The organism is Actinoplanes sp. NPDC051470 (assembly GCF_040682035.1).
GTDB lineage: Bacteria > Actinomycetota > Actinomycetes > Mycobacteriales > Micromonosporaceae > Actinoplanes.
The window spans coordinates 23,152-44,841 of record NZ_JBFBAA010000046.1 but is presented as its reverse complement, the minus strand read 5'-3'; the positions used below and the strand labels follow the sequence as shown (position 1 = coordinate 44,841).

Below are 21,690 nucleotides of genomic sequence, written 5' to 3'. Positions count from 1 at the left end.
AGGAGCAGGTGGCTTGGCAGGAGCGTACTCGGTCCTGCGGTAGAAGCTCGGGACGGATCACGACCCCCGACGCGCGGGCACCGGGAGTGGTTGCCTCCCCAAGGCGAACTCGGCGCGGCTCAAGCCGACCAAATCAGGCCCACCTCGAGCAGGGTACCCCAAGAGCCGGGATGACGGCGCGCGATGGCAATGGATGCAGATGCGCGGGGCAGCGCGCTTTACGGATCTGCCGAGATGAGGTGCGACACGATGTCGCTCGCGGTGAGTGAGCTGCGTTGATTGGAGGTCGGGTATATGCCCGGAACGTAGTTCCCGGTCAGTGTCCGCGACCGGTCCCCGCCCTGACGTGCGTGGCGAGTAATTGCCGGGTGCGAAGCTCAGGGAAAAGCCCAAGGGTTGCCGTACCGTCCGGGGACCACAGGTGAGGGGAAGGCCGAAAGGGTGAATATGGTGAACCCTCGTTGATGCCTCGTCACGGCAACTCTCCGGGACGGCCTGTTAAGACCGGGGAGACAAAGAGGCTGGCCGCTGAAAGTCGGCAGACGGCAGCCGCGGACTCTTCGATGGCTGTGTGGACACCGTCACCTCCGGGGTCAAGAGGGCACCCGACCCGGCCGTAGCTCACGCGTGGGAAACGTGGAAACCCCGTCTAGGTCCACCACCGTCTGGTGGTGGTAAGCCGACCGTGAGGAAGGCCCAACTCCTGGGCGGGAACAGGATGCCCAAGAAGCGAACGCCGGCAGCCGAAAGGAAACCGGAAGACGAGGAACGTGGTGACCGGTCCTTCAACCCGGTCGTTTCTCGTATAACCAGCCGGATACCGGGCTTGGTGCCCGGCTGTGAAAGCAGGCTGACGTGGGCAGGTGAGCCTGTGACGACGAAGCACCGGCACCACCGGAACCGAGGGACAAGTTAGACACCTGTAATGGGTGAACAGACCCGGGGACGTAGTCCACGACGGAGACGCCACCAGCTGACGTCTCCACCAGGACGACGCACGGCGGATACGGGACGGGATCGTCACGGCGACACGGGCAGGTGGGCTGGCCGACTGCCAGGTACACCGCACAGCCCAAGCCGCCATCGGGCTTGCTTGAGCCGTATGTCGCGACGAGTGACACGTACGGTTCTGAGGGGGCCTCGGCGCAGCAATGCGCCGGGGCTACCCGACTGCGTTGCGCAATCGATAGATAGCGGTTGGAAACACACAATAAATCGATCGATGATGGATTCCATAATATCTATTTAGCGGGATCGTCAACTGGCGCATCTGGCTTTAGGTCAATGTCGCCGAACAGCGCATCTTCATCGACTTCGTCAACCGAACCCACAATTGGCTCAGTCGCCGTCGCTGAACGATTCTGGCCAAGGGTTAGGCCCTGCTCGTCTTTCCATGAAACATTCCCGCTTAGACTTCTTCCCGCGATCACAGACGCTGCCGCAGAAGGGCTTCCGAAAAGATAGTCTTCGCCCAAGATATAGTTTTCGCCTTGCGGCTGAAGAACCTTGGTCTCAACGAGCCGGGCGCGTAGCGTCGAATATGACGGCGACATGACTTTTTGAGCGGTTGGGCCGCTGGCTCCCTTCGTCACCAAGAATCCGCTAGGGCCATCGTAGCCAACAGCTTGCGCTGCACCCGCCTGGAGTTCGTACTTGCGGGCAGAGGTGGTCGATCCACCAGTACTAGTTCGGTCTGCTCCGAAGGTCTGCGCTGCAGGAGCCTCGAATACGGACAGACCAAGGACCGGCAGCAGTACGAGCATCTCGTTCAGGTAGGCGTCCATGTCAGCCTGTTCGGGCTCACTAAGACGCCCTTCCGCCTCAGGTTCGGTATCGTTGTCTATTGCTGCAACGCCAGCCGCGCGAGCGAGTTCCAGAAGTCGAGCCTCTAAATAGAGAACGTGGGCCTTGTTTAAGGACTCAGCGTTCGACGTGAAGACAAATGCGCGGCTCCAAAAATCTTTTTCGATGTGATGCTTGTCTATCCGTACGCGGATGACATTCGACTCTCCTATATAAATCCTAGTTTCCTTGCCGTCCCCCTCGTTCGGGCCAACCAGGATATATACCCCAGTACGCTTTAGCTCGGTCTGCGTTCGGGCTTTATTGTAATCAGATCGGGCGAAATCGAAACTGCCGCCTGTCCACTGAGACAGACCGGAAAGTCTCCTACCGGTAGGTGTTCGATCGATAAGGAATATTCGAATTGATCGTCCCGGCTCGCGACTCGGCACCTGAACTTCCTCCGCAGTGGAAACCTATACTACCGCTGCCATGCTAAGCGAAGCATCGAACTCGTGCGCTAACTCTGCGAATAATCTGTATGCTGCGCCCAGGTCGACGCGCTGATTTGCCGCTGACAAGGCGCGGTCGAACGGTCTGCCGCACCGTAGCGGCAGCCAGCGAGGTCAGTGGACCGCTGAGACCCGCGTCAAGCCCGCGCCCGCTCTCCTGCCGCCGAGTGTGCGCGGCCGCCGGTGGACAGCCGTACTTGGTCTGATGCCAACAGCGGTCGGTGCGGTACGCCCCCCATGCCGGTGCCGCACGGCGGTCATCGAACGAGGTAGTCAGCTTCTACTGGGTCTGCGTCATCGACCAGATCTTGGTTCACTCGCCGGCCAGGCTTGAACGAAAGTTCTTGCTTCGTCGACGACCTTGGTCTGGGCGTCGAGCACCCGGCTCGTGTAGCCGGTGTCCCAGGTCGCCCAGTACTCGGCCGTGTCTTGGTGTTGCACGATGCTGGAGATCAATGGTTGCAGTGGCTCGGACTGGTCGTACGGGATTTCGGACCAGCCGTACCAGTAGATGTAGTGACCGCCACTGCGCACATCCAATACTCCGTCGACGATCAGCTGCGCCCACCACCGCACCAGCGCCCATGCTCGAGGTATCGGTAAGGTAGGCAGGTCGTCCGGAATCAATCTCAGCTCAGCCATTACCTGTCTGAACAGCTCCTGCGAATCCGGTTCTTCCGCGCGGTTCAACCCCGCAAGTAGAGGAAGTGAAGGACAATCGACTCCCGAAAGCAAGGCGTCGAGCCCGAGTTGGATAAGTCTGTCGGACCCGACGTGATGTCCCACTAGCTGATCGATCGCTACTTTACGCAGCGCCGCGATCGCGGCTTCGACGTCCATGACGTCACCAAGTATCGCCCGCCGTACTGCGCGAGTGTACGCACTTCACGTTAAACCAGCTCGACAGCAACCTCGATCGGGTTACGTGTAGAAGTACGTTGATCTCGGCACGCACTCATTTGCCGCAGATAATGCGCATTGCGTTGCTCGTCGTAGTAGGGACGAGATCCCGTCTCGCCTGATGGCCGAGGCCAAGACGGCGCCGTCGGGCCACGTCCGGCGTCATGTCAATGACGCCCGGCCGAACGCGAGCGCAGCGGAGACTTCCTCGGCGCGCTCGGCGCTTCTACTGTTCAGCCGAGCTCAGGCGTAAACGAAGGGGTGGACCGGCAGCTCTGATGTCGGTTCGAACCACGACCGCAGTACAGCGTCGAAGGGTGTGGGTCGCGAGCCTTCGGGTGCGGTAGTCCGGGTAACTCGGTAGAGCCACTCGTGATCCAGGTCCTCGAACGCTACTTCTTCGAATGTGGAGTACAGGTCCCGTGCCTGCTGCTCGTCGACGCATCCGTGGTCGACCAGAAGTCCTTCGGCGCGGCGTACGACGAGATGCATGGCGAGGGCTTCGGCGACGCTGGCCGGCGAGTTCCACTGGGGTTCAGAGAGCCGGCCGGTGACGGCGACCGCGGCGATCAGGAACTTGCGTGTGAAGCGGCTGTCGTAATGGTTGGCGAACTGAGGCGGTAGTTCCCCCAGCGTCAGGAGCCCGTCCACGCCGGCTCGGTCGGCCGGGTTTCGCTGCGCGAGGGTCACGATGTCTTCGATCAGCTCGTCGACAAGCATCGTGCCTGCCACAGCAAGGGCCCCGGCAGCGAGAACAGCGCTGTCGCTGCCGGCTCCCCCGTCGCCCGCCGCGAACACCGCCAGGTCAAATGCGCGAACCGACGCCGCGTGACCGGCGACCGGGGCCGACCAGTCGACCACTTCACCCTCACCAGGTCCATCAGTCGTGGCGGGTTGCTCACGAGCTGTCGGTGCGGCCCGCCCTGCGGGCTCAACGGGCTGACGACCAGGTTCTGTTGAGCTCGTCTCGGCATTCATTGGTCCCCCTCGGAGTTTTCGACGCCCAGGAGCGTCAGCAGGTTCTCGACCGCAATGACATAGCGTTTGCCCACCCGTAGGACCGGCACGGGGAAGTCTCCTTCGCCGACCAGTTTGTAGGCGGTGGTCCGTCCTATCCGCAGGATCGAGGCGGCGGTCTCGATGTCCGTTGCCATGCCAAGGCGGCGCACTTCGTCGACCGTCCAGACTCGCTTGGCCATGCTTTCTCCTCCCGCCGTGCCGCCAACCGCCGCAGCGATCGGCGCCACGTCAAGCGCACCACGACGCGGACGCCAGTCATAGATGCCAGGGGGTGACGGGTCATGACGCGCCGGGGCGCAGCGCGACGTCTCCGATCCGTGGACCCTCAGGCCGCGACCCACACGGTGGCCAGCGGCGCCGCCAACGACCGTGGGCTTCAACCAAACGCCGCTAACCCGCGTCGTCCCCCAATGCGGAGTCCATCAACTCTGCCGCCCTGCGCTCGCTTTCCGGCAGGACGTGGGTGTAGACCTCACGGGTTGTGCGCGCATCCGCGTGGCCGAGGCGTTTCTGCATCACGTGCTCCGGCACACCGGCATCCGCGCCGGCCGTCGCCGAGGTGTGCCGGGCGTCGTGCAACACGATGACCGGAACGCCTGCGGCCATGCAGGCGTCTTCCCACTGGTCGGTGTAGTAGCGCGGGTAGTACGGCTCACCGTCCTCGCGCGGGAAGACGTAGTCACGGTCGCGGTAGAGGATCCCCGCCTCCGCCTTCTCCGCGTCCTGGCGGGCTTTGTGCTCACGCAGCACTTTCACCATGGCCGGGCCGATAGCGATCGGCCGGCGACTCTTGCCCTTCGGAGATTTCTCGATGACCTTGTTCCCGCAAATGGTGCGCTGGATGTGGATGTAGACGATTCCCCGGTCCAGGTCGACCTTGGCCCATCTCAGCCCGGCGATCTCACCGCGGCGGGTCCCGGCGACCACCGCGAGCGCCCACGCCGCATACAGGCGTGCCTCACGGTGGAACTTGAGGAACGCCTTGGACTCGCCCGGCGTCCAGACCCCTTTGCGCCCGTGATTCTCCCGTTCGGCCGGCCGCGGCTGCCGGACCCCGTCGAGATTGATGCCGAGATCCTTGAACGCCTTCATGATGACCCGGTGCACAGTACGCACGGTGGTCGGCGACAGCGGTTTCTTGCGGTTCCCGCCCTCGCGCAGCAGCGTCTTGTACATGTCGTGGATGACGCGCTTGTCGATGCTGTAGAGCTGCCGGCCGCCGATGTGCGGGATCACGTACATGCGGAACAGGTTCCGGTAGTTGTCCAGCGTTGTTTCCTGGATGTCGAGTTCGCGCTCGGCCAGCCAGCCTTGAAGTTCGGCGGCGACGCTGCCGTCAACGTTGATGCTGGCTTCGCCGTAGGCGTGGCGTGCTTCGGTTTCCGCTGTCTCCGCAATCGTCTTGGTGGGGAAGCCTCGGCGCTTGTACTGGCGGCGTTTTCCGTCGTCGCCGACGGGTAAGTCGATGACGAAGAACCAGAGGGTCTTGTTGTTGGCGAGGGTGTACGAGCCGACGGTCATCGGACCTCCCGTGGTCACAGAGCGGAGCTGACCTCATCCACGGTAGGCCCGTCTGTGACCACGCCCGTGACCACAAGATCCACTAGAGCGATCTTGGGAGCGCGATGCCGATCAATGAAAAAAGCCGCTGACCAGGACCTTCGTCCTTGCCAACGGCTTCAAAAAGCTGGTCGGGCTGACAGGATTTGAACCTGCGACCCCTTGACCCCCAGTCAAGTGCGCTACCAAGCTGCGCTACAGCCCGCAACCACGCCCTACCGGACGCGGCAACCCCGACAGACTACCAAAGCCCTACCCATGCGCCCGACCGCGACCCCCCGGTCCCAACTTCTTCCGAGGCTTGACCGCGATCTCGATCGGCGAGCCCTCGAACCCGAACTCTTCCCGCAGCTTCCGCTCCACGAACCGGATGTACCCAGCGTCCAGCGGCCCGGTGGTGAACAGGATGAACTTCGGCGGCGCCACGCCGGCCTGGGTGGCGAACAGGACGCGCGGCGCGCGACCCCCTCGTACCGGATGAGGGGTCTGCTGTGTCACCGCCGTCAGCCAGGTGTTGAGGGCGTTGGTGGTGATCCGCTGCTCCCAGGAGCCCAGCGCCCGGCGGATGGCCGGCGCCAGCTTGTCGACCGCGCGACCCGTGCGGGCCGAGATGTTCACCCGCACGGCCCACGGGATGCGCTTCAGCTCGCGGTCGATCTCCTTGTCGAGGTAGAACCGGCGGTCCTCGTCGACCAGGTCCCACTTGTTGAAGGCGATGACCAGGGCCCGCCCGGCCTCGACGACCGAGGTCAGCACCCGCTGGTCCTGCTCGGAGATGGGCTCGGCGGCGTCGAGGAGCACCACTGCCACCTCGGCGGCCTCGACGGCGCCGGCTGTGCGCAACGAGGCGTAGTACTCCGTACCCGACGCCTGGTTGACCCGCTTGCGCAGGCCGGCGGTGTCGACGAACTGCCAGACCTGGCCGTCCATCTCGACCAGGCTGTCGACCGGGTCGACCGTGGTGCCGGCGACCGAGTCGACGACCGCGCGCTCCTCGCGGGCCACGCGGTTGAGCAGCGACGACTTGCCCACGTTGGGACGGCCGACCAGCGCGACCCGGCGCGGACCGCGCGGACCGGACTCGATGATCGGCGGCGCCTCGGGCAGCGCGTTCATGATGGCGTCGAGCAGGTCACCGGAGCCGCGGCCGTGCAGGGCCGAGACCGGGTACGGCTCGCCCAGGCCGAGCGACCACAGGGAGGTGGCCTCGAGTTCGAGGTTCTGGTTGTCGGTCTTGTTGCCGACCAGGATCACCGGCTTGTTGCTTCGCCGCAGCATCTTCACGGCGGCTTCATCATCGTCGGTGGCGCCGACGGTGGCGTCGACGACGAACAGGACGACGTCGGCGGTCTGGATGGCCATCTCGGCCTGGTTGGCGATGGCCAGCGCGCGGTCGCGGGCGTCGGGCTCCCAGCCGCCGGTGTCGACGACGGTGAAGCGGCGGCCGTTCCAGTTGGCGTCGTAGGGCACGCGGTCGCGGGTCACGCCGGGCTTGTCCTCGACGACGGCCTGGCGGCGGCCGATGATGCGGTTGACCAGGGTGGATTTGCCCACGTTGGGGCGCCCCACCACGGCCACCACGGGTACGGCGATCGACACCGCGGTCGGCGGCTCGTCGATCTCGAAGACGTCGGTCACTGATGCACCTTGTTCAGTAGGTTCTGCAGGTGCGCCACGACGTCGTCGATGCCCATCCCGGTGGTGTCCACCTCGATGGCATCGCCGGCGCGGCGCAGCGGGTCGGCCGTACGCGAAGAGTCAAGCTTGTCGCGACGCTCCAGGTCAGCCTGGGTGGCCGTCACGTCGGTGGCGTCCTCGGCACTGCGCCGCGCGGCACGGGCCTCGGCGGACGCGGTCAGATAGACCTTGAGGTCGGCGTCGGGCGCCACCACGGACGCGATGTCACGCCCCTCGACCACGATACGCGGGTGCCGGGCGATGATCGCCTGCTGCTGCCCGACCAGGTGACGGCGCACGGCGGGCACCGCGGCCACGGCCGACACGGCGCCGGTGACCTCGGGCCCGCGGATGGCCGCGTCGACATCCACCCCGTTCGCCCGGAAATGCGGGGCCTTGGGGTCGGTCCCGATCGCCAGCTCGGTCGCCAGCGCGATCTTGGCGATCCCGTCCGGGTCGGCCAGATCGCCGCCGGCATCCAGAACCGCCCAGGTCACAGCCCGATACATCGCGCCCGTGTCCAGATAAACACCATCCAGGGCCGTGGCCAGACGCCGGGAAACGGTGGATTTGCCGGACCCCGAAGGCCCGTCCACGGCCACGACACACCGCTCCGGCCGCACTACCTCACCCAACGCAGTCTCCCAACGCTCTCCAGCCCAACCCACCCATTGTGCCCGCTGGCGCGAAACACACCAAAAATCAACCTCTTGATGTACGGGCACAGGACCTGCTCGTCCTCGAGCCCGGCCAGGTGGGTGGCCAAGCTCACCACGCCGCTTCCGGGTCGGGTTGAGACCCGCGCCAGTTGCCTACCGTCATTGCGCGCCTCCGGAGCGCACATCTAGGGTGGGCCGGTGCCTTCGGCCGATGTCGATATGTTCTTCGATGACCGGAATACCGCACGGCCCACTCGCGGCCGCTTCCGCTACCAGGACGAATGTGTCGCCCTCCGCTGCATTCCCAACCTCGCGTCCGAGGGGATCACAGCGGTCCTGGTCGAGTGGTCGACCGACTACGTCGCGGTGCCGGCCGACGGTGATCCCGAGCTGGTCTCGGTCAAGCATCGGGAACCGCCACTCGGCGCGTGGCCCCTGAGTGATCTCGGTCCGGTGCTGGCCGACCTGCACCGCGTGTGGCGCGCCATGGATGAACGTTGCAGCTGCGCCTTCGCTTCCAACGCGGCGCCGTCCAGGAAAGCCCACGAGGAACTCGGGGCGAAGCTCAACCGCTACATCAAGGCTGAACCGGATGAGCTGGCGCGGTTCCTGAATGTGACGACACTCCCGCGTCTGCCGCTGCCGAGCCGAGTCGACATCACCGCCGTCGGTATCCGCGACATGGCCGGCGCGCTCAGCGTTCTCGGGCGTGACCCGCAGTTCGCGGAAGCCTGCTATCTCACGCTGGTCGGCCGGATCGCCTCGGTCGCAACCGAGGAACCCGACACGCCCGAACAGCGAATCGCGAAGCTGACCGGCTCGCTGCGGGAAGTTCGCGACCGGGACCGGCCCCGCCCGGGTGACCAGACGCTCCGGATCGCCGACCTCCGGGAGCTGGTTCTCGCCACGGAGAGAGCGCGGGCCCGGACCGTTCTCCCGCCGCTACGTGCCACCGTGCATTCCCGAGCCCCCGCGCCGCGAGTTGTTGTCCTCGGCGGTGACCGGTTACTACTCCCCCGCGCCGCCGCCGACCGCGACGCGCCGGACGGTTCCTACCGGGAGCTGCGCACGAACGCTCGCGGTGACTCGGGCGCCGGGGCCCGTCGCCGACTCACCCGGCTCACCGTCACCCGGGACAGCACGGAGTCGGCCCGTCGGCGGGCTGAGATCGCCGCCGAAGTCGAGCTGCACGCCCTCATCACCGACCTGCCCCGCGTGTTCGCACGCGTCGACCAGGACACGGTGCTGATGTTCGCGACGACGCTGCCCGACGCCCGCCCGCTACTGACCGAGTACGGGCAACCGCCCTACCCTGGCATCGTCCTGGACTCCGTGCTGGCCGCGCTGCCGCACCTCGCGGCAACTCTCGGTCGGTTTCACGACAGCGGCCGGGCTCACCGCGCGCTGGATCTCGAGGGGCTGCTCGTGCACGGAGATCGGATGTGGCTGCGGGACGCGGGACTCGCCACGACCGCTCCGGCGCCTGGCGAGGGCCCGACTGATTACCGGGCGCCTGAGCAGCAGCGCCCCCTGGTGATGCCGATCGGTCCGGCCACCGACGCCTATCAGGTCGCCGCCATCGTCTACCACCTCGCGACCGGGCAGCCGCCAGGGAACGACCCACCTCCGCCGTGTGTACTACGGCCGGGACTGGCACCGGGGCTGGACGAGCCGTTGCTGAGCGCCTTGAGGGAGGACCCGGCCTCGCGCTCATCCTTGGCCGGCCTGGTCTCCGGGCTACGAGCGGTGCGTCATGGCGGCGGGACCACGCGGTGCTGACGGGCGAGGTCCTGAAGATCGCTGCTCCGATCGTCATCGTTCCTGGGCTCAAGCTCGCCGCGAAGTTCGCGACCGCACGCCGGGACTTCCCCTATCTGCCCGACCCGGTGCGGCTGGTGAACGAGCTCAACCAGCTGAACGGCGAGGGCGGCGTGCCGGTGACCATCGACGAGGGCAAGCCGTGGATCCGGCTGTACGTCCGGCGCTCATGCGTCGCGCTGAAGGTGACGAACCACCAGGACGCCATGTCGGTCGAGTTCATCGAACCCATGAAGCTGGTCAATCACGGCAGGCTCGCGCGGAGCCGGCTCCGCCTGACCACACCATGCTGGTACTACGCGTCGCAGCTGAGGGAGGTGCCACCCGGATACCGGGTGCCGGAGCGGGACATCCGAGCAGCGTGGAAACGGACGTCGGGTGAGCCGGCGGCCGACCGTGGGCCGACCGACCTGGACCGATTCTGCGACGCGATGGATCTGGTCATCGAGGGCGGCCGGCAGATCGAGGCTCAACGGAATCCGCCCGACCGCATCGTGCCCTACTACGAGGTGCTCGCCACCGCGGAGCGCCGGCGATCCGCCGCCGGCGTCTATGTCTTCCGGCTGTCCCGCCCCAGCTCGACGCCGAGGGGCACCCTGGTTCACCTTCGCCGTGACGAGGCCCTGCGCGGTCGGGTGCTGGGAACTGACGGAGACCGGCTGACGGTCGCGTTCGACGACGCGGTCGACCGCGCGCGTATCCCCGACGAGGGCGAGCTCGTCGCCGGTACGAGCGACCTCGTCCAGCGCATCCAGAAGAACGCGGTGGCACGCGTGCGGGCGGGCACGACTCTTCATCCCCGCATGGTGGCCCTGTTGGTGGATGGCCAGTTCGGCGACTATCGCCCGTCAGCGGAGAGCCCGCGCGACCGCCTCGACGAGTTCCAGACGGCAGCGTTCCAGCATGCACTGGAGGTTCCCGACCTGCTCTGCGTCGTGGGCCCGCCCGGTACGGGCAAGACCAGAACAATCGTGCAGATCGCGACGGCCGCGGCGGCGCGTGGCGAACGCGTTCTGATTGCGTCGCAGACGAACACCGCGGTGGACAACGTCATCGAGAAGATGCCCTCCGAAGTCATCTCGGTCAGGGTGGGCAACGCTGAGCGGTTCACCGAGTCCGTGAGGCACAAGACGATCGCTTCGACCGCCGCGGAGCTGCAACGGCAGACCCTCGAGCGAACTGACGTGTCCCGGCGGCGGCTCGCGCCATGGCACGCGGATCCATCCCCGGTCACCGGATGGCTGCGGCGACTCGACGGCGCGTTGGCCGACGCCGACCAGGCGGAGACCAGGCGGCGAGCGGCCGAGTCGGCTCGCGATGCCGCCGCGGCCGCGATCGACGCCCGCGTCGGGGGCCTTGCTCGCAGCGCGGAGGGCACGGCACGCCGGTTGACGGCCGAGGCCGAGAAGGCGTCGTCGCGAGTCAAGCGGATCGCGTCCAAGCTGGCCGACGCCGAGACGCGCTCGGCCGGACCGTTCGGGGTGATTCATCGCTGGCGGGCCGGCCGGCTCCGGGCACGGCTGGCGACCGAGGAGCCGCGACGGATCCGGGCCGACGTCGCGGCGGAAGAGGCGAGATCCGCTCACGGGAGGCTGCGGGACGAACTCCGGCGGCAGATCGACGACCATCCGTCGGTACGTGAGGCGGCCGGCTTGGCGGCCGGCGCGAGTTCCGCGATCGAGCAAGCTCTCCATGTGGCCGGTCAAGCAGGACGGGAGCTCGTCCGCCTGCACGCAGTGGTGCTGGGCGCGCCCGGCTCGCCGCCCACCGACCGGGCGGCATTGGGCGATCTTGCCGGTTGGTGCCGAGCGTGGGAGCCGTTCCTGCGGGAACGCGCCGCCCTGCTGGACGAGTGGCGGGTCGTGCTCGCTCAGCCGACGGAGCGACTCCATGCCGAGCTGATTCGCTATTCATCCGTCATCGGAGCCACCTGCATCGGTGTCGGGGTCCAGGCGAATCTCCTGTCGGACCTGGACTTCGATCTCGCCGTGATCGATGAGGCGGGCCAGATTCCGGCCGCGTCGGCGCTGGTTCCGATGACCCGTGCGCGTCGGGTCGTGCTGGTCGGCGATCATCACCAGTTGCCGCCGTTCGTCGACGACGATGTGCGGCACTGGCTCACCCGGAAGGACCTGTCCGGAACCGGCGTCGATCCTCGGCAGCTGTCGGACCTCCTGACCCGGAGCGCCTTCGAGCGGCTGTTTCAGCGGGCGCCGGCCGGTAACCAGCTCCTTCTCAGCCGGCAGCGGCGGATGCCCGCCGTCCTCGCCGACTTCGTGTCGGCGGAGTTCTACGGCGGGCGGCTCATCAGCGATACCGAGCCGCGGCCGCCAGCGCCGATCTTTCGCAGTCCGCTGGCCGTGGTCGACACCAGCGGACTTCCGGCATCCGAACGAGCCGAGAACCGGCGGCGCCAGACCGAAACCTGGCAGGAGGCCGGCTGTGACAACCGGGCCGAAGGCCGAATCATCCTCACCCTGATCCAGCAGTACGCGTCGCTCGACTGGGTGGTGATCGCGCCATACCGTGCGCAGGTCCAGCTGATCAACCTGTGGGCGACGGAATTGCTCGGTGCCGAAGCCGTGCGCGACCGCATCGGCACGGTGGACTCGTTCCAGGGCCGCGAGAGAGACATCGTGCTGTTCAGCTTCACCCGCAGCAACCAGTCGGGGAATGTGGGCTTCCTCAGCGAATTGCGCCGCCTCAACGTCGCGATCACCCGAGCGCGCCAGCAGCTGGTGCTGGTCGGTGACCGCGACACTCTGACCGCCGCCCGGGACCCGGCGTTCCGGGGCCTGGCGCAGAGGATGTTCAGGTACGCCGACGAGCACGGCGATGTCGTGCCCGCTCAGCGACTGCGAGAGCGGCTACCGTGAGCAGACCCGCACACGTATCGGCTCGACGAATCCTCGAACGAGTCGCGGCGCTGCCCGACATCCGCCCGCTCCGCATCTTTCCGCTTCTGCTGCCGATGTGGCGTGTGGAGATCAAGACCGAGGTCCGGGAGTCACAACCGTACGAACTGTTCGATCAGTTCCTCTCCCGGGCGATCGCTCGGGCCGGGCTGCTCGACGTCTCACAGCTGGCCACGTTCTTCGGCGTCGACCGTGCCCTAGTCGACCGGGTCATCACCTTTCTCGAAACCATCGGGCACGTGCGGCGCTCCGGCGACGCGCTGACGCTGACCGGCATCGGGCAGCAGTCGGTCGCCGACGGCTGCCGCTACGTCGAGAAGAAGGGCCGGCAGGTCCTGTACTTCGACGGCTTCACGTCCGAGCCGATGCCCGCGACCCATTACGAAGGCACGGAATGGATCGACGACATCGAGCTGACCCTGAATGCGGACGGCACCCGGTTCCGCGTCGTCACAGGCTCGCGGTCCTTCAACTTCGAAGCGCTGGAAAGGCTCGCCTCCAGACCCGACCGGGAGGAGTTCAATCTCCCCGGATCGGTCAGCTCGATCAAGCCGATCGACGTGGGAAGTGCCTTCCTCCCGGCGTACGTCGTCGAATGCACCGAACGGCTGTTGGTGTTCGTCAAAGCGATGGACGGGCCGGATGAATACCTGGCCGACCTGGTGTCGACCGTTCTTCCCGACGTTCTGGCGGCCGAGGACAGGGTCGACGACATGCGAACGTGGCAGGACTGGCTGCGCGCTCGCGGGCTGGAGAACATCCGGCCGGAGCGTCTGCCGAACAACATTCTGCGAGCGTCGTTGCCCGCGAAGGAGTACGGCCGCCGGATCTCGTGGTGGCAGCTCGGTTCGTTCGAGGTGCACCGAGCCTCCTTCCTGCAGCTCTGGTGTGACGACGCCGAAGCCAGGCAACACGCCGTCCTGGACCGGGTGGGGCGCATCGTCAAGACGCGTGTCATCCGGGACGCCGACGAACTGGGCCGGCGCTTGTCCGATCTGGCCGGACAACTTCAGGTGACCACGCCGGGCATAGCGGACCTCCGGCGATTCGCTCGCGAGGAGAACGACGAATCGTTGCTGTCCATGGTCGAAGATCTGCTCACCACCTGAGCACGCCTCATTCGTTGATCCACCATGCGCACTTCTCCCGGCTCTCGGATCCTGAGTGTCGGCGCCTACCGCCCCCGCACCCGGGTGGGCAACGACGCGATCGCCGCGCGCATCGACTCGAGCGACGAGTGGATCCGCCGGCGCAGTGGCATCGAGTCCCGGCGTCGCGCCGCCGACGACGAGGACCTGGTCACGATGGCCACGGCGGCTGCGACGAAGGCTCTCGCCGGGGCCGGCGTCGCCCCGCGCGACGTGTCCGCCGTCCTGCTGGCGACGATGTCCTACCGCGGCCGCGCGACAACCGTGGCACCCCTGGTGGCGGCCGCCCTGGGCGCCACCAACGCGGCGGCGATGGACCTGGGCGCGGCGTGTGCCGGCTTCCCGTACGGTCTGGCCACCGCCGACGCCCTCGTCCGCAGCGGCGCCGCCGACAACGTGGTTCTGATCGGCGCCGAGCGCATGACCGACATCGTCGACGACCACGACCGCGGCACCGCGTTCCTGTTCGGCGACGGCGCCGGCGCGGTGGTGGTCGGCCCGTCCGAGACGCTGGGCATCAGCCCGGTGGTGTGGGGCGCCGACGGCGCCAAGAGCGAGCTGCTCCGGTACGCCGAGACGGGCACCCTGCGGATGGCCGGCCCCGAGGTCTTCCGCTGGGCCACCGCCGTGATCCCGCCCGTGGCCGAGCGGGCGCTCGAGGCCGCCGGCATCACCGCCGCCGACCTGGCGGCTTTCATCCCCCACCAGGCCAACCTGCGCATCACCACGGCGGCCGCAAGGGCCTTGTGCCTGCCGCCGCACGTCCGCGTCGCCACGGACGTCATCACGAACGGCAACACGGGCGCCGCCTCCATCCCGCTGGCGATGGCTGCCCTGAACGGCACGTCGGGGCCGGCTCTGCTGCTGGGGTTCGGCGCCGGTTTGGCGTACGCGGCTCAGGTTGTTGAATTGCCCTGATGGGTGTCCTTCGAATGGTGTAACCCGCGATGCCGGGTCGGGTTTTCGACTCGGCGACACCCACGGACAGTGCAGACTCCGCCGCGATGGGACAAACCGAAGGCGACCCGGAACGGCCTCAACCGCTGCTGCACCGTGAGCCGCTGACCCCTCTTCCCGCTCCGCTGGACGTCGCCGCCGGAGCCGGGTCGGCCGCCTGGTACGCGTCACCGGTGACCAAGGCGCTGATCGTCACGGTCCTGGGCCTGGGCAACCCCTGGGTCAACCCCGCCCTGACCGAGGCGGCGAACATCAACGATCTCGATCTGCTGGACCCGTTCGTGGGGCCGGGCCTGTACATCCTGCGCTGGCTCGCCTGGGATGTCGACGGAGCGGCCGGGTCCGGGCAGTTCGTGCCCGGCGACAACATCGCCCGGTTGCTGCTGTTCATCCTGATCGCGGCGTGGCTGGCCCACCGCGTCCAACGCGTCCTCGCCCTGGTGCCCGACCCGGCGGCACGAGGTCTGCGGCTCGCCCGGATGTTCGCGATCAGCGGCGCGTTCGCGGCCGGTGGCATCTGCGCCGGCTGGCTGCTGGCCCTCGTCGGCCTGGTCACCGGGGCCGACGGCGACGACCTGTCCTTCCACCTGTTCCGCAGCATGCTCGACGCGTTGTTCGTGAGCTGGCTGCTGGGTTTTCTCATCGCCGGCTGGGCCACCCGGCCCGGCCAGGACCGGCGCTCCCCGGCCGGCCCGGGCGACCTCTTCTGAACGTGAGGAGCTCGCGCTTGAGCGACGCCACGCGCTATCTGTGTGTCGCGGCCACGGTCGACGCGTCCTTCGCCGACCGGGTCCTGGCCGAGGTGCGGGACGACGAGTTGCGCGCCGCCGCCCCGTCGGTTCGCTTCGATCCGGCCGTGGTCGTGGAGTTCTGTCTGGCCACACGCCGGCGCCGGGTCCGCCGGGACATCTGGCTCGCCCTGGCCGGCGGCATCGCCTTCGCTCTCTCTCCGATGTGGACGCTGATCGCCGGCGCGATCATGGCCACCAGCGGCATGGTCGTCACACGCCGCAAGGTCCGCCCGTCGGCGCTGCAGGCCCTGGCCTCGCTGACGACCATGGCGGCCATCACCTTGATGATCACACTGAACCTGTCGTTCGGCTCCGAGACGTCCTGGCTGACCGGTTCGCCTCCGATAGCGCTGCTGGCCGGCGTCGTGGCGCATGTCATCCTGCTGATCAGCCTGCTCGCCACCCGCCGCACCGTGGTCACCCGGCTGCGCCGCGGCACCTTCCGCCCGGCCGAGAGCCAGGACCAGATCAACAACGTCAGCGTGTACGGCGGGTACGCGCCGTTCATCGGCTATGGCACGGCGGTCACCGGCTGGTCGTTCGCCCTGCCCCTGCTGCCGATCCCGGACTCCGCCGAGGCGGCGAACCGGGACGCCACCATCTCCATCGACGTCATCGACCTGATCGACTGCGTCCGTAAGCGCCTGTCCGCCATCGGCACGACGTCGTCCGTACCCGGCCGGCCGGCCACCGACGACCTGCTCCCCGACCTGGTTCTCCAGGACCGCGTGTTCGTCAGCGGGGACCAGCTCACCGACGACCGCCGCTTCCTGCCGGACCGCGGCGCCGCCCCGCGCCAGCACCTGACCGACGCCGAGATCGAGGCGATCGCCCGGCGCCCGGAAGGCGCCGCCCGGCACTACCTGTGCGCCCTGGTGCCCTCCTGGGGCGGCGAGGTGGCGGCGAGCACCTTCCTGCATTTCTCCACCGACGGCCGGCTGCTCTATCTGGAGTGCGCCCGCTCGGTGCTGGAACCCGTACGCCGCCGCTATCACGAGGTGGACCGGCTCCCCGAGCAGCTGAGCTTCGGAGCGCTGCTGGAACTCGCCGACCGCGCCGCGCAGCAACTGCTGCTGACCGCCCTGGGCGCGCCGTTCCGCCTGATCGGCGACATGGCCCGGCGGCTGGGCGCCGGCCGCCGCCGGACCCGCCTGTTGCGGGAGGCCCGGGAGGACGCCGGCCACAACTACGGCGCTCTGCTCAGCCCGCGTGAGCTGGCCGTCGACCCGATGGACTACCACAACTACTTCCAGCTGCTCGACACCGCGAAGCACCTGAAGATCGTCGAACGGCACGTCCTCGCCAGCATTCTCGGTTTCCTCGACGAGCGCGGCGTGGACACCGCCGAATTCCGTACCCGCCAGACCACGATCCTCAACCAGGGCATCATCCAGTCCGGCGGCCTGTCCGTCGTTACCAACCAGTCGGTAGGTACGGGCGCCCGCGCCGGTACCGATCGGGCGACAGCACGCCCGGCCGCCGCGACCTCAGGAGGTCAGCGATGACCGAACCGCACATCAACTACGGAGTCCACCAGTCCGGCGGAGTCAGCCACGTCGGCAACCAGGCCGTCGGCCCCGGCGCCTCGATCAACGCGAGCCCGGTCACCTGGGCGCTGCTGGACGACGCCCTGGACAAGCACGCCGAGCAGTTGCCACCCGAGGCACAGAGCGCCACGCTCGCCGTCCGCGAGGCCCGCACGACCGGCGCCGGATCAGAGGTCCTGAAGCACCGGCTCGACCAACTGGCGCTGCTCGCGGCGCCCGTCCCGGCCGTGGTGGAAGCCGTCAACGCCGTCCGGCAGGCCTTCGGCGGCTGAGCCGCGCCAAGGAGATGAGCGGGCCCGCACCGGATCGTTCGCCCCGGCGCGGGCCCGAAATCAGTCGGCCGCACGGGCCTTGTGCCTGCCCGCCGCACGTCCACGTCGCCACGGACGTCATCACGAGCGGCAACAGGGGCGCCGCCTTCATCCCGCTGGCGATGGCTGCCCTGAACGGCACGACCGGGCCGGCACTTCTGCTGGGGTTCGGCGCCGGTTTGGCGTACACGGCTCAGGTTGTTGAATTGCCTTGGTCGGCTCTCGTCCCAGTCCCATCATCGTTCGGAGATCAGGTCGCGAACGATGTGCCTGAGGTCGGCCAGGTGGGTCGCGCTGCGCTCGCGCTGGTGGATGATCCACTCCTTGCCCTCGGCGGCGATGCCTTCGAGAACCTCGAGAGTCCGGGGCAGACCGGACGCGTCCAGCGACACTCTCGACAGCTTCATCGGGTCCTCGCCCGCTTCGATCTCGCCGATCGCATCCGTCACCGGTACCAGGATGGGAGCCCCATTGACCAGTGTGAGTTCGAAGGTCTGACGCTGGGTGGCAATCCCGTCAATGCGGACCGCGGCGACCGCGTCGAAACGGTAGTTCAGCCGCTGAGTCGTCTGTTCGGAGATGTGTTCGAAGTCGAGGTGGGCATTTACCTGACGAACGCCGTCCTTGGTGAGCAGGAACAGAACGATCTGATACCGCGAGTAGCGCCACGGACCGTGTTTGACCCGAGCACGCCTCACACCGGACGCAGGTCCCTCGATGACAGCGTGCGCGATAATCTGACTGGCGTTGATCCGGTAGTGCCGCATCGCCTCGTCGACCATCAGGCGCCGGTCCGATTCCAGCCAGTCGGCCATCTCACGATCGGACGGCTTGACACTCAGTTTCCGTACCCATCGGTGGTAGGCCGCCTGACGATCCGAGAAAGCGGCTTGGTACTCCGCCTCGTCCGCGCCGACCCGCCGGCGCTCACTGTCGAGGCGGAACGCTCCTCGCAGCGCCACCCACCCCGCGACCACTACCAGCACTCCGTTAAGCGCACCGGCGCCGCCCGCGGTGGCCACGACAAGCAGACCCCCTCCCACAATCGCCGCCACCCCGGCCAGACAGATCAGCTTCACTCTCGCCGAAGTCCGGAGCTCCTCCCGATAGGACAGGAGTGTCGCCCGCTCCCAGCGCAGCCGAACGTCGCTGACCAGATATCGGACGAGCCAGGCGACCTGATCGGCGCCGATGCGCTCTTCCCGGTAGATCTCGACAACCTCGTCCCGCAGCCGCTGGCGGATTCCCGCTGTGTTCGTGATCCAAGCGGTGGGGTCGGTCCCGCGCGGCACGTAGCGATCGAAATAACGAGTGAAGAGCCGATCCACGCCGCGAGCGAAACCCTGTGGTGGCGCCTCCTGGTGCGCCCAGGAGTGAAGTTCCTGGTCCTTGAGCCGCGTGCGTTGCCGACGAAAATGCCAGTCTGAGCCGTACCGAACGAATGCCGCAGTACCGGCCATCGCGATCAGAAATCCTAGGACTGGGGCGGCGTCGCCCCGCCGGATGAGCGCTGAGATCAAGTTTCCGACCGTGAACACCAGCGCAAAGAGGCCGAACACGGTCCACAACACGTCATCCCGCTGGTACACAGCAGGCCTGGGGATTCGTGCTCGTGGACCGGCCGGAACGGGCTGGAAGAAGGTCCAGACACGAGCGGCTCGATCCCCCGCCGTTCGCCGCCCGGCGGCGAGCTGCACCGATTGCCGCCACATCTCGTCCTCCACCGGGCCCTCCAGCAGCACGGCGAGATGGTCGACGATGAGGTCGCGCTGAATCTGGGGCAGGCCTCCGAGCTCTTTGTCAACGAGAGCGGAGTCGGCCGCGCCCAGGGATGTGACCAAAGCGAGGACGGCTCGCAAACCGGCCGTCCACGGATCGCCGCCATCCAAACGGGTCAGGCGCGCGCAGATCGCCGCGAGGCTGTCGAGCCCGTCGTTGCCGAGCTGCCGGAGGGTGCGGCCACTCAACAACGCCAGCAGCCGGTAGAAGCGAACCTCATCGGTCTCGTAGCCGCGAGCCACCGCAGTCTCGATGAGATGCCGTGCTTCGTCCGGCATCCGTGCGTTGAGCCGGTTGACCCCGACACGAAACACCGCCTGCGGGGAGGCGTCCGGAGCTACCTGATAGACGGTGATGTCGCCGTGGACGACATTGGCCTGGACACCGATCTCCGCGTCACCTGAAGCCACGTTGGTGTAGGCCTCGGACGTCATGACAAGCCTTGCAGGCCGGCAATGATCGCTCCGGCAACCTTCGCTACCTCCGCGATGTCGGCGACAAGGCCTCGGAACCGCTTCAGTGCCAGCACGACTCGGCTTCGATCCGTGCGATTCTCCTGCGCGGTGTCGAGTTCGCCCTGAGCGGCCGCGTAGGTGGGTCGGTCGAGCTTCCCGCCATGGTGCGCCTCTTTCAGCAGACTCCGCAGCTCGGAGATCGCTGCATCGACATCGGGCGGTGCCTCGACGTTGCGGCCGATCACTACGCCGCCGTGTATCTGCCCTGCTTGGATACCTACCCGCGCGTTGCCGCCGGCGATGTTGGTGTACATGGCGCCTGTCGACATCTCTCCCGCCTTTCGCGACGAAGAACCCTCAGCCAGCTGCGGCGCGAGCGCGGCCGCGAATTCGGCCGCGTTCCGGGCGGCCTGGACCTGCCAGTTCTGTGAATCGGACGTGCTCTTGCTGCCATCCGCTCGATCGCTGATTCCTCGAACGACGACGATCGGGAGAGACCGGTTCAGATGGCCGGCCTGGGCGACTCCCGCCGCCTCCATCTCGATCGCCAAGGCATCGTTGTAGTGTTGCCGGATCCAAAGGGCATGAGCCGACAGCGCCGAGTCCTGGACGACTTCACCGGCGGCGATCGGGCCGAAATGGGCATGCGGCCGGCTCGTTCGCGATGGGGCGATCCAGGCCTCCGTACGGATCAGGTGCTGGATCATCTGCGCGGCCTGGTGTGAGGTCTCCCAAGTGCGCGGTCGCGCTTTCAACCCGTCGTTCTCGCTCGTCCCGCCGTGATACGCGTAGATCTGCGAGGCGACCACCACGTCGCCAAGCTTGATGTTCGGCCACAGCGCACCGGCCACGCCGACGAAGATCACCGCCGAGGGGGCGAACTCGCTGATGGCCCGTTCGGCGAGTACCGCCGCGGGATGGTTCCCCTTGCCGACGAGCGCCAGCGCCACCTGACAGCCGCCCCGGCCGAGCCGCCCAGTCTCGAAGCGTGTGCCTGCTGGGTGCCACTGGACGTGCGGATCGACGATTCGCTTATGGACGGCCTCGTACTCCAGGTTGAGAGCCGTCAGAACCACGATGTGTCCGTCACTCATGTAGCAGTCCTCCCGCTGTGAGCGGCATCAGTGGGCCGGCTCATCGGGGGATTCAGCGCTTGAGTCGGACCAGGCCGGAACAGCCGGGCCGGGCGCCCAGAGTCGGTCTTGCGCGTAGGACCGGCAGGAACGATGAATCCCGCGACGCTTTGGACCTTCCGATAGAAGTTGCGTGGGTCGAGCCGGACGCCCCACACCGCCTCGTAGACCTCCTGGAGCTCGGAGATCGTGAACAACGGGCCACAGAATGCGGTAGCCAGCGACGATTGTTCGAGCCTCACCCGCGCCCGTTCCAGGCCGTCGGTGATGATCTGTAGATGGTCGAAAGCCAAGGACACGTCTGACGTCAAGGCATGCTCGACTGGAACCCACCAGGCGTTGGCCGCATCGGTACCTGCGACGGGCGCAGGAAGCCGCGGAACGATCGCCAGGTATGCGACGGAAATGACTCGGCCGCGTGGGTCACGTCCTGGCGTGCCGTAGACCCCCAGTTGCTCGAGCTGAACCTCATCGGCAACGAGACCGGCCTCCTCCGCCAGTTCTCGTTGCGCCGCGTCGATCAGCCCCTCATCGACGTGGCCGAGGAAGCCGCCCGGCAGCGCCCGCGCCCCGCGAAACGGCTCTACGCCACGTTCGACCAGAAGCAACTGCAGCCGGGAGTCACGCAAGGTGAAGATGACCAGGTCCACCGCCACGAGAACGCTTGGCGGCACCCACTGATCGGCATCCATGGATTCGAGGCTAGCTTTATTGTCAATCTGACAG

Annotated in this window: 18 protein-coding genes and 1 tRNA gene; 7 read left to right on the top strand and 12 right to left on the bottom strand. The window is 67.2% G+C overall.

Annotation, left to right across the window (positions count from 1 at the left end; translation table 11 throughout):
- Nucleotides 1-1,241: 1,241 nt before the first annotated feature.
- From AB0M54_RS44225 to cmk, 8 genes are all read right to left on the bottom strand, one after another.
- Nucleotides 1,242-2,234: a GIY-YIG nuclease family protein gene (locus tag AB0M54_RS44225; RefSeq protein WP_364478639.1), complete on the bottom strand. Its 993-nt coding sequence runs from the start codon at nucleotides 2,232-2,234 to the stop codon at nucleotides 1,242-1,244.
- A gap of 354 nt (nucleotides 2,235-2,588) precedes the next feature.
- Nucleotides 2,589-3,134, bottom strand: a complete 546-nt coding sequence (locus AB0M54_RS44220) for a hypothetical protein (protein ID WP_364478637.1) — start codon at nucleotides 3,132-3,134, stop codon at nucleotides 2,589-2,591.
- A gap of 303 nt (nucleotides 3,135-3,437) precedes the next feature.
- Nucleotides 3,438-4,055, bottom strand: coding sequence for a hypothetical protein (locus AB0M54_RS44215; protein ID WP_364478634.1), 618 nt, complete (start codon nucleotides 4,053-4,055; stop codon nucleotides 3,438-3,440).
- Between the two features lie 113 nt (nucleotides 4,056-4,168).
- A complete protein-coding gene (locus AB0M54_RS44210) occupies nucleotides 4,169-4,393 on the bottom strand; it encodes a helix-turn-helix domain-containing protein (protein ID WP_364478631.1) in 225 nt (74 codons plus the stop codon).
- 211 nt (nucleotides 4,394-4,604) lie between these two features.
- Entirely contained in the window at nucleotides 4,605-5,735 is a 1,131-nt protein-coding gene (locus AB0M54_RS44205; protein WP_364478628.1) for a tyrosine-type recombinase/integrase, read from the bottom strand.
- A gap of 167 nt (nucleotides 5,736-5,902) precedes the next feature.
- Nucleotides 5,903-5,979 (bottom strand) — tRNA-Pro (locus AB0M54_RS44200).
- A gap of 47 nt (nucleotides 5,980-6,026) precedes the next feature.
- Complete coding sequence (gene der, locus AB0M54_RS44195) at nucleotides 6,027-7,412, bottom strand: ribosome biogenesis GTPase Der (RefSeq protein ID WP_364478625.1); 1,386 nt, start codon at nucleotides 7,410-7,412, stop codon at nucleotides 6,027-6,029.
- Complete coding sequence (gene cmk / locus AB0M54_RS44190) at nucleotides 7,409-8,086, bottom strand: (d)CMP kinase (RefSeq protein WP_364333617.1); 678 nt, start codon at nucleotides 8,084-8,086, stop codon at nucleotides 7,409-7,411. Before cmk ends, der begins: the two co-directional genes overlap by 4 nt.
- A 222-nt stretch (nucleotides 8,087-8,308) precedes the next feature.
- On the opposite strand from cmk, the gene AB0M54_RS44185 reads away from it, so the two are divergent.
- Nucleotides 8,309-9,889 (top strand): hypothetical protein, encoded by a 1,581-nt coding sequence (locus AB0M54_RS44185; RefSeq protein WP_364478622.1) that lies wholly within the window; start codon nucleotides 8,309-8,311, stop codon nucleotides 9,887-9,889.
- A 91-nt stretch (nucleotides 9,890-9,980) separates the two neighbouring features.
- Here AB0M54_RS44185 and AB0M54_RS44180 read toward each other — a convergent pair whose 3' ends face one another.
- Nucleotides 9,981-10,151 carry a hypothetical protein gene (locus AB0M54_RS44180; RefSeq protein ID WP_364333623.1) on the bottom strand — a complete coding sequence of 57 codons (171 nt, stop codon included), beginning with the start codon at nucleotides 10,149-10,151 and terminating at the stop codon, nucleotides 9,981-9,983.
- A gap of 286 nt (nucleotides 10,152-10,437) precedes the next feature.
- Here AB0M54_RS44180 and AB0M54_RS44175 point away from each other — a divergent pair, with 286 nt between their 5' ends.
- The 6 genes from AB0M54_RS44175 to AB0M54_RS44150 all read left to right on the top strand — a co-directional run bounded on the left by AB0M54_RS44175 (nucleotide 10,438) and on the right by AB0M54_RS44150 (nucleotide 17,558).
- Nucleotides 10,438-12,804 carry an AAA domain-containing protein gene (locus AB0M54_RS44175; protein WP_364478619.1) on the top strand — a complete coding sequence of 789 codons (2,367 nt, stop codon included), beginning with the start codon at nucleotides 10,438-10,440 and terminating at the stop codon, nucleotides 12,802-12,804.
- A complete protein-coding gene (locus tag AB0M54_RS44170) occupies nucleotides 12,801-13,952 on the top strand; it encodes a hypothetical protein (RefSeq protein WP_364478616.1) in 1,152 nt (383 codons plus the stop codon). The genes AB0M54_RS44175 and AB0M54_RS44170 overlap by 4 nt, the downstream gene beginning before the upstream one ends.
- Nucleotides 13,953-13,976: 24 nt before the next feature.
- Complete coding sequence (locus tag AB0M54_RS44165; protein ID WP_364478613.1) at nucleotides 13,977-14,909, top strand: beta-ketoacyl-ACP synthase 3; 933 nt, start codon at nucleotides 13,977-13,979, stop codon at nucleotides 14,907-14,909.
- An 86-nt stretch (nucleotides 14,910-14,995) separates the two neighbouring features.
- Nucleotides 14,996-15,658, top strand: coding sequence for a hypothetical protein (locus AB0M54_RS44160; RefSeq protein ID WP_364333634.1), 663 nt, complete (start codon nucleotides 14,996-14,998; stop codon nucleotides 15,656-15,658).
- 17 nt (nucleotides 15,659-15,675) lie between these two features.
- Nucleotides 15,676-17,244: a hypothetical protein gene (locus AB0M54_RS44155; RefSeq protein WP_364478610.1), complete on the top strand. Its 1,569-nt coding sequence runs from the start codon at nucleotides 15,676-15,678 to the stop codon at nucleotides 17,242-17,244.
- Nucleotides 17,241-17,558 (top strand): hypothetical protein, encoded by a 318-nt coding sequence (locus AB0M54_RS44150; protein ID WP_364333639.1) that lies wholly within the window; start codon nucleotides 17,241-17,243, stop codon nucleotides 17,556-17,558. Before AB0M54_RS44155 ends, AB0M54_RS44150 begins: the two co-directional genes overlap by 4 nt.
- A gap of 275 nt (nucleotides 17,559-17,833) precedes the next feature.
- On the opposite strand, the gene AB0M54_RS44145 is transcribed toward AB0M54_RS44150, so the two are convergent.
- The 3 genes from AB0M54_RS44145 to AB0M54_RS44135 are packed head-to-tail and all read right to left on the bottom strand — an operon-like array spanning nucleotide 17,834 to nucleotide 21,656.
- The gene (locus AB0M54_RS44145) at nucleotides 17,834-19,810 is read right to left on the bottom strand and encodes a hypothetical protein (protein WP_364478607.1); all 1,977 of its coding nucleotides are present in this window, start codon (nucleotides 19,808-19,810) and stop codon (nucleotides 17,834-17,836) included.
- Nucleotides 19,807-20,925, bottom strand: coding sequence for a 5'-methylthioadenosine/S-adenosylhomocysteine nucleosidase (locus AB0M54_RS44140; RefSeq protein WP_364478604.1), 1,119 nt, complete (start codon nucleotides 20,923-20,925; stop codon nucleotides 19,807-19,809). Before AB0M54_RS44140 ends, AB0M54_RS44145 begins: the two co-directional genes overlap by 4 nt.
- Nucleotides 20,922-21,656 (bottom strand): NUDIX domain-containing protein, encoded by a 735-nt coding sequence (locus AB0M54_RS44135; protein ID WP_364333648.1) that lies wholly within the window; start codon nucleotides 21,654-21,656, stop codon nucleotides 20,922-20,924. The genes AB0M54_RS44140 and AB0M54_RS44135 overlap by 4 nt, the downstream gene beginning before the upstream one ends.
- Nucleotides 21,657-21,690: the final 34 nt, after the last annotated feature.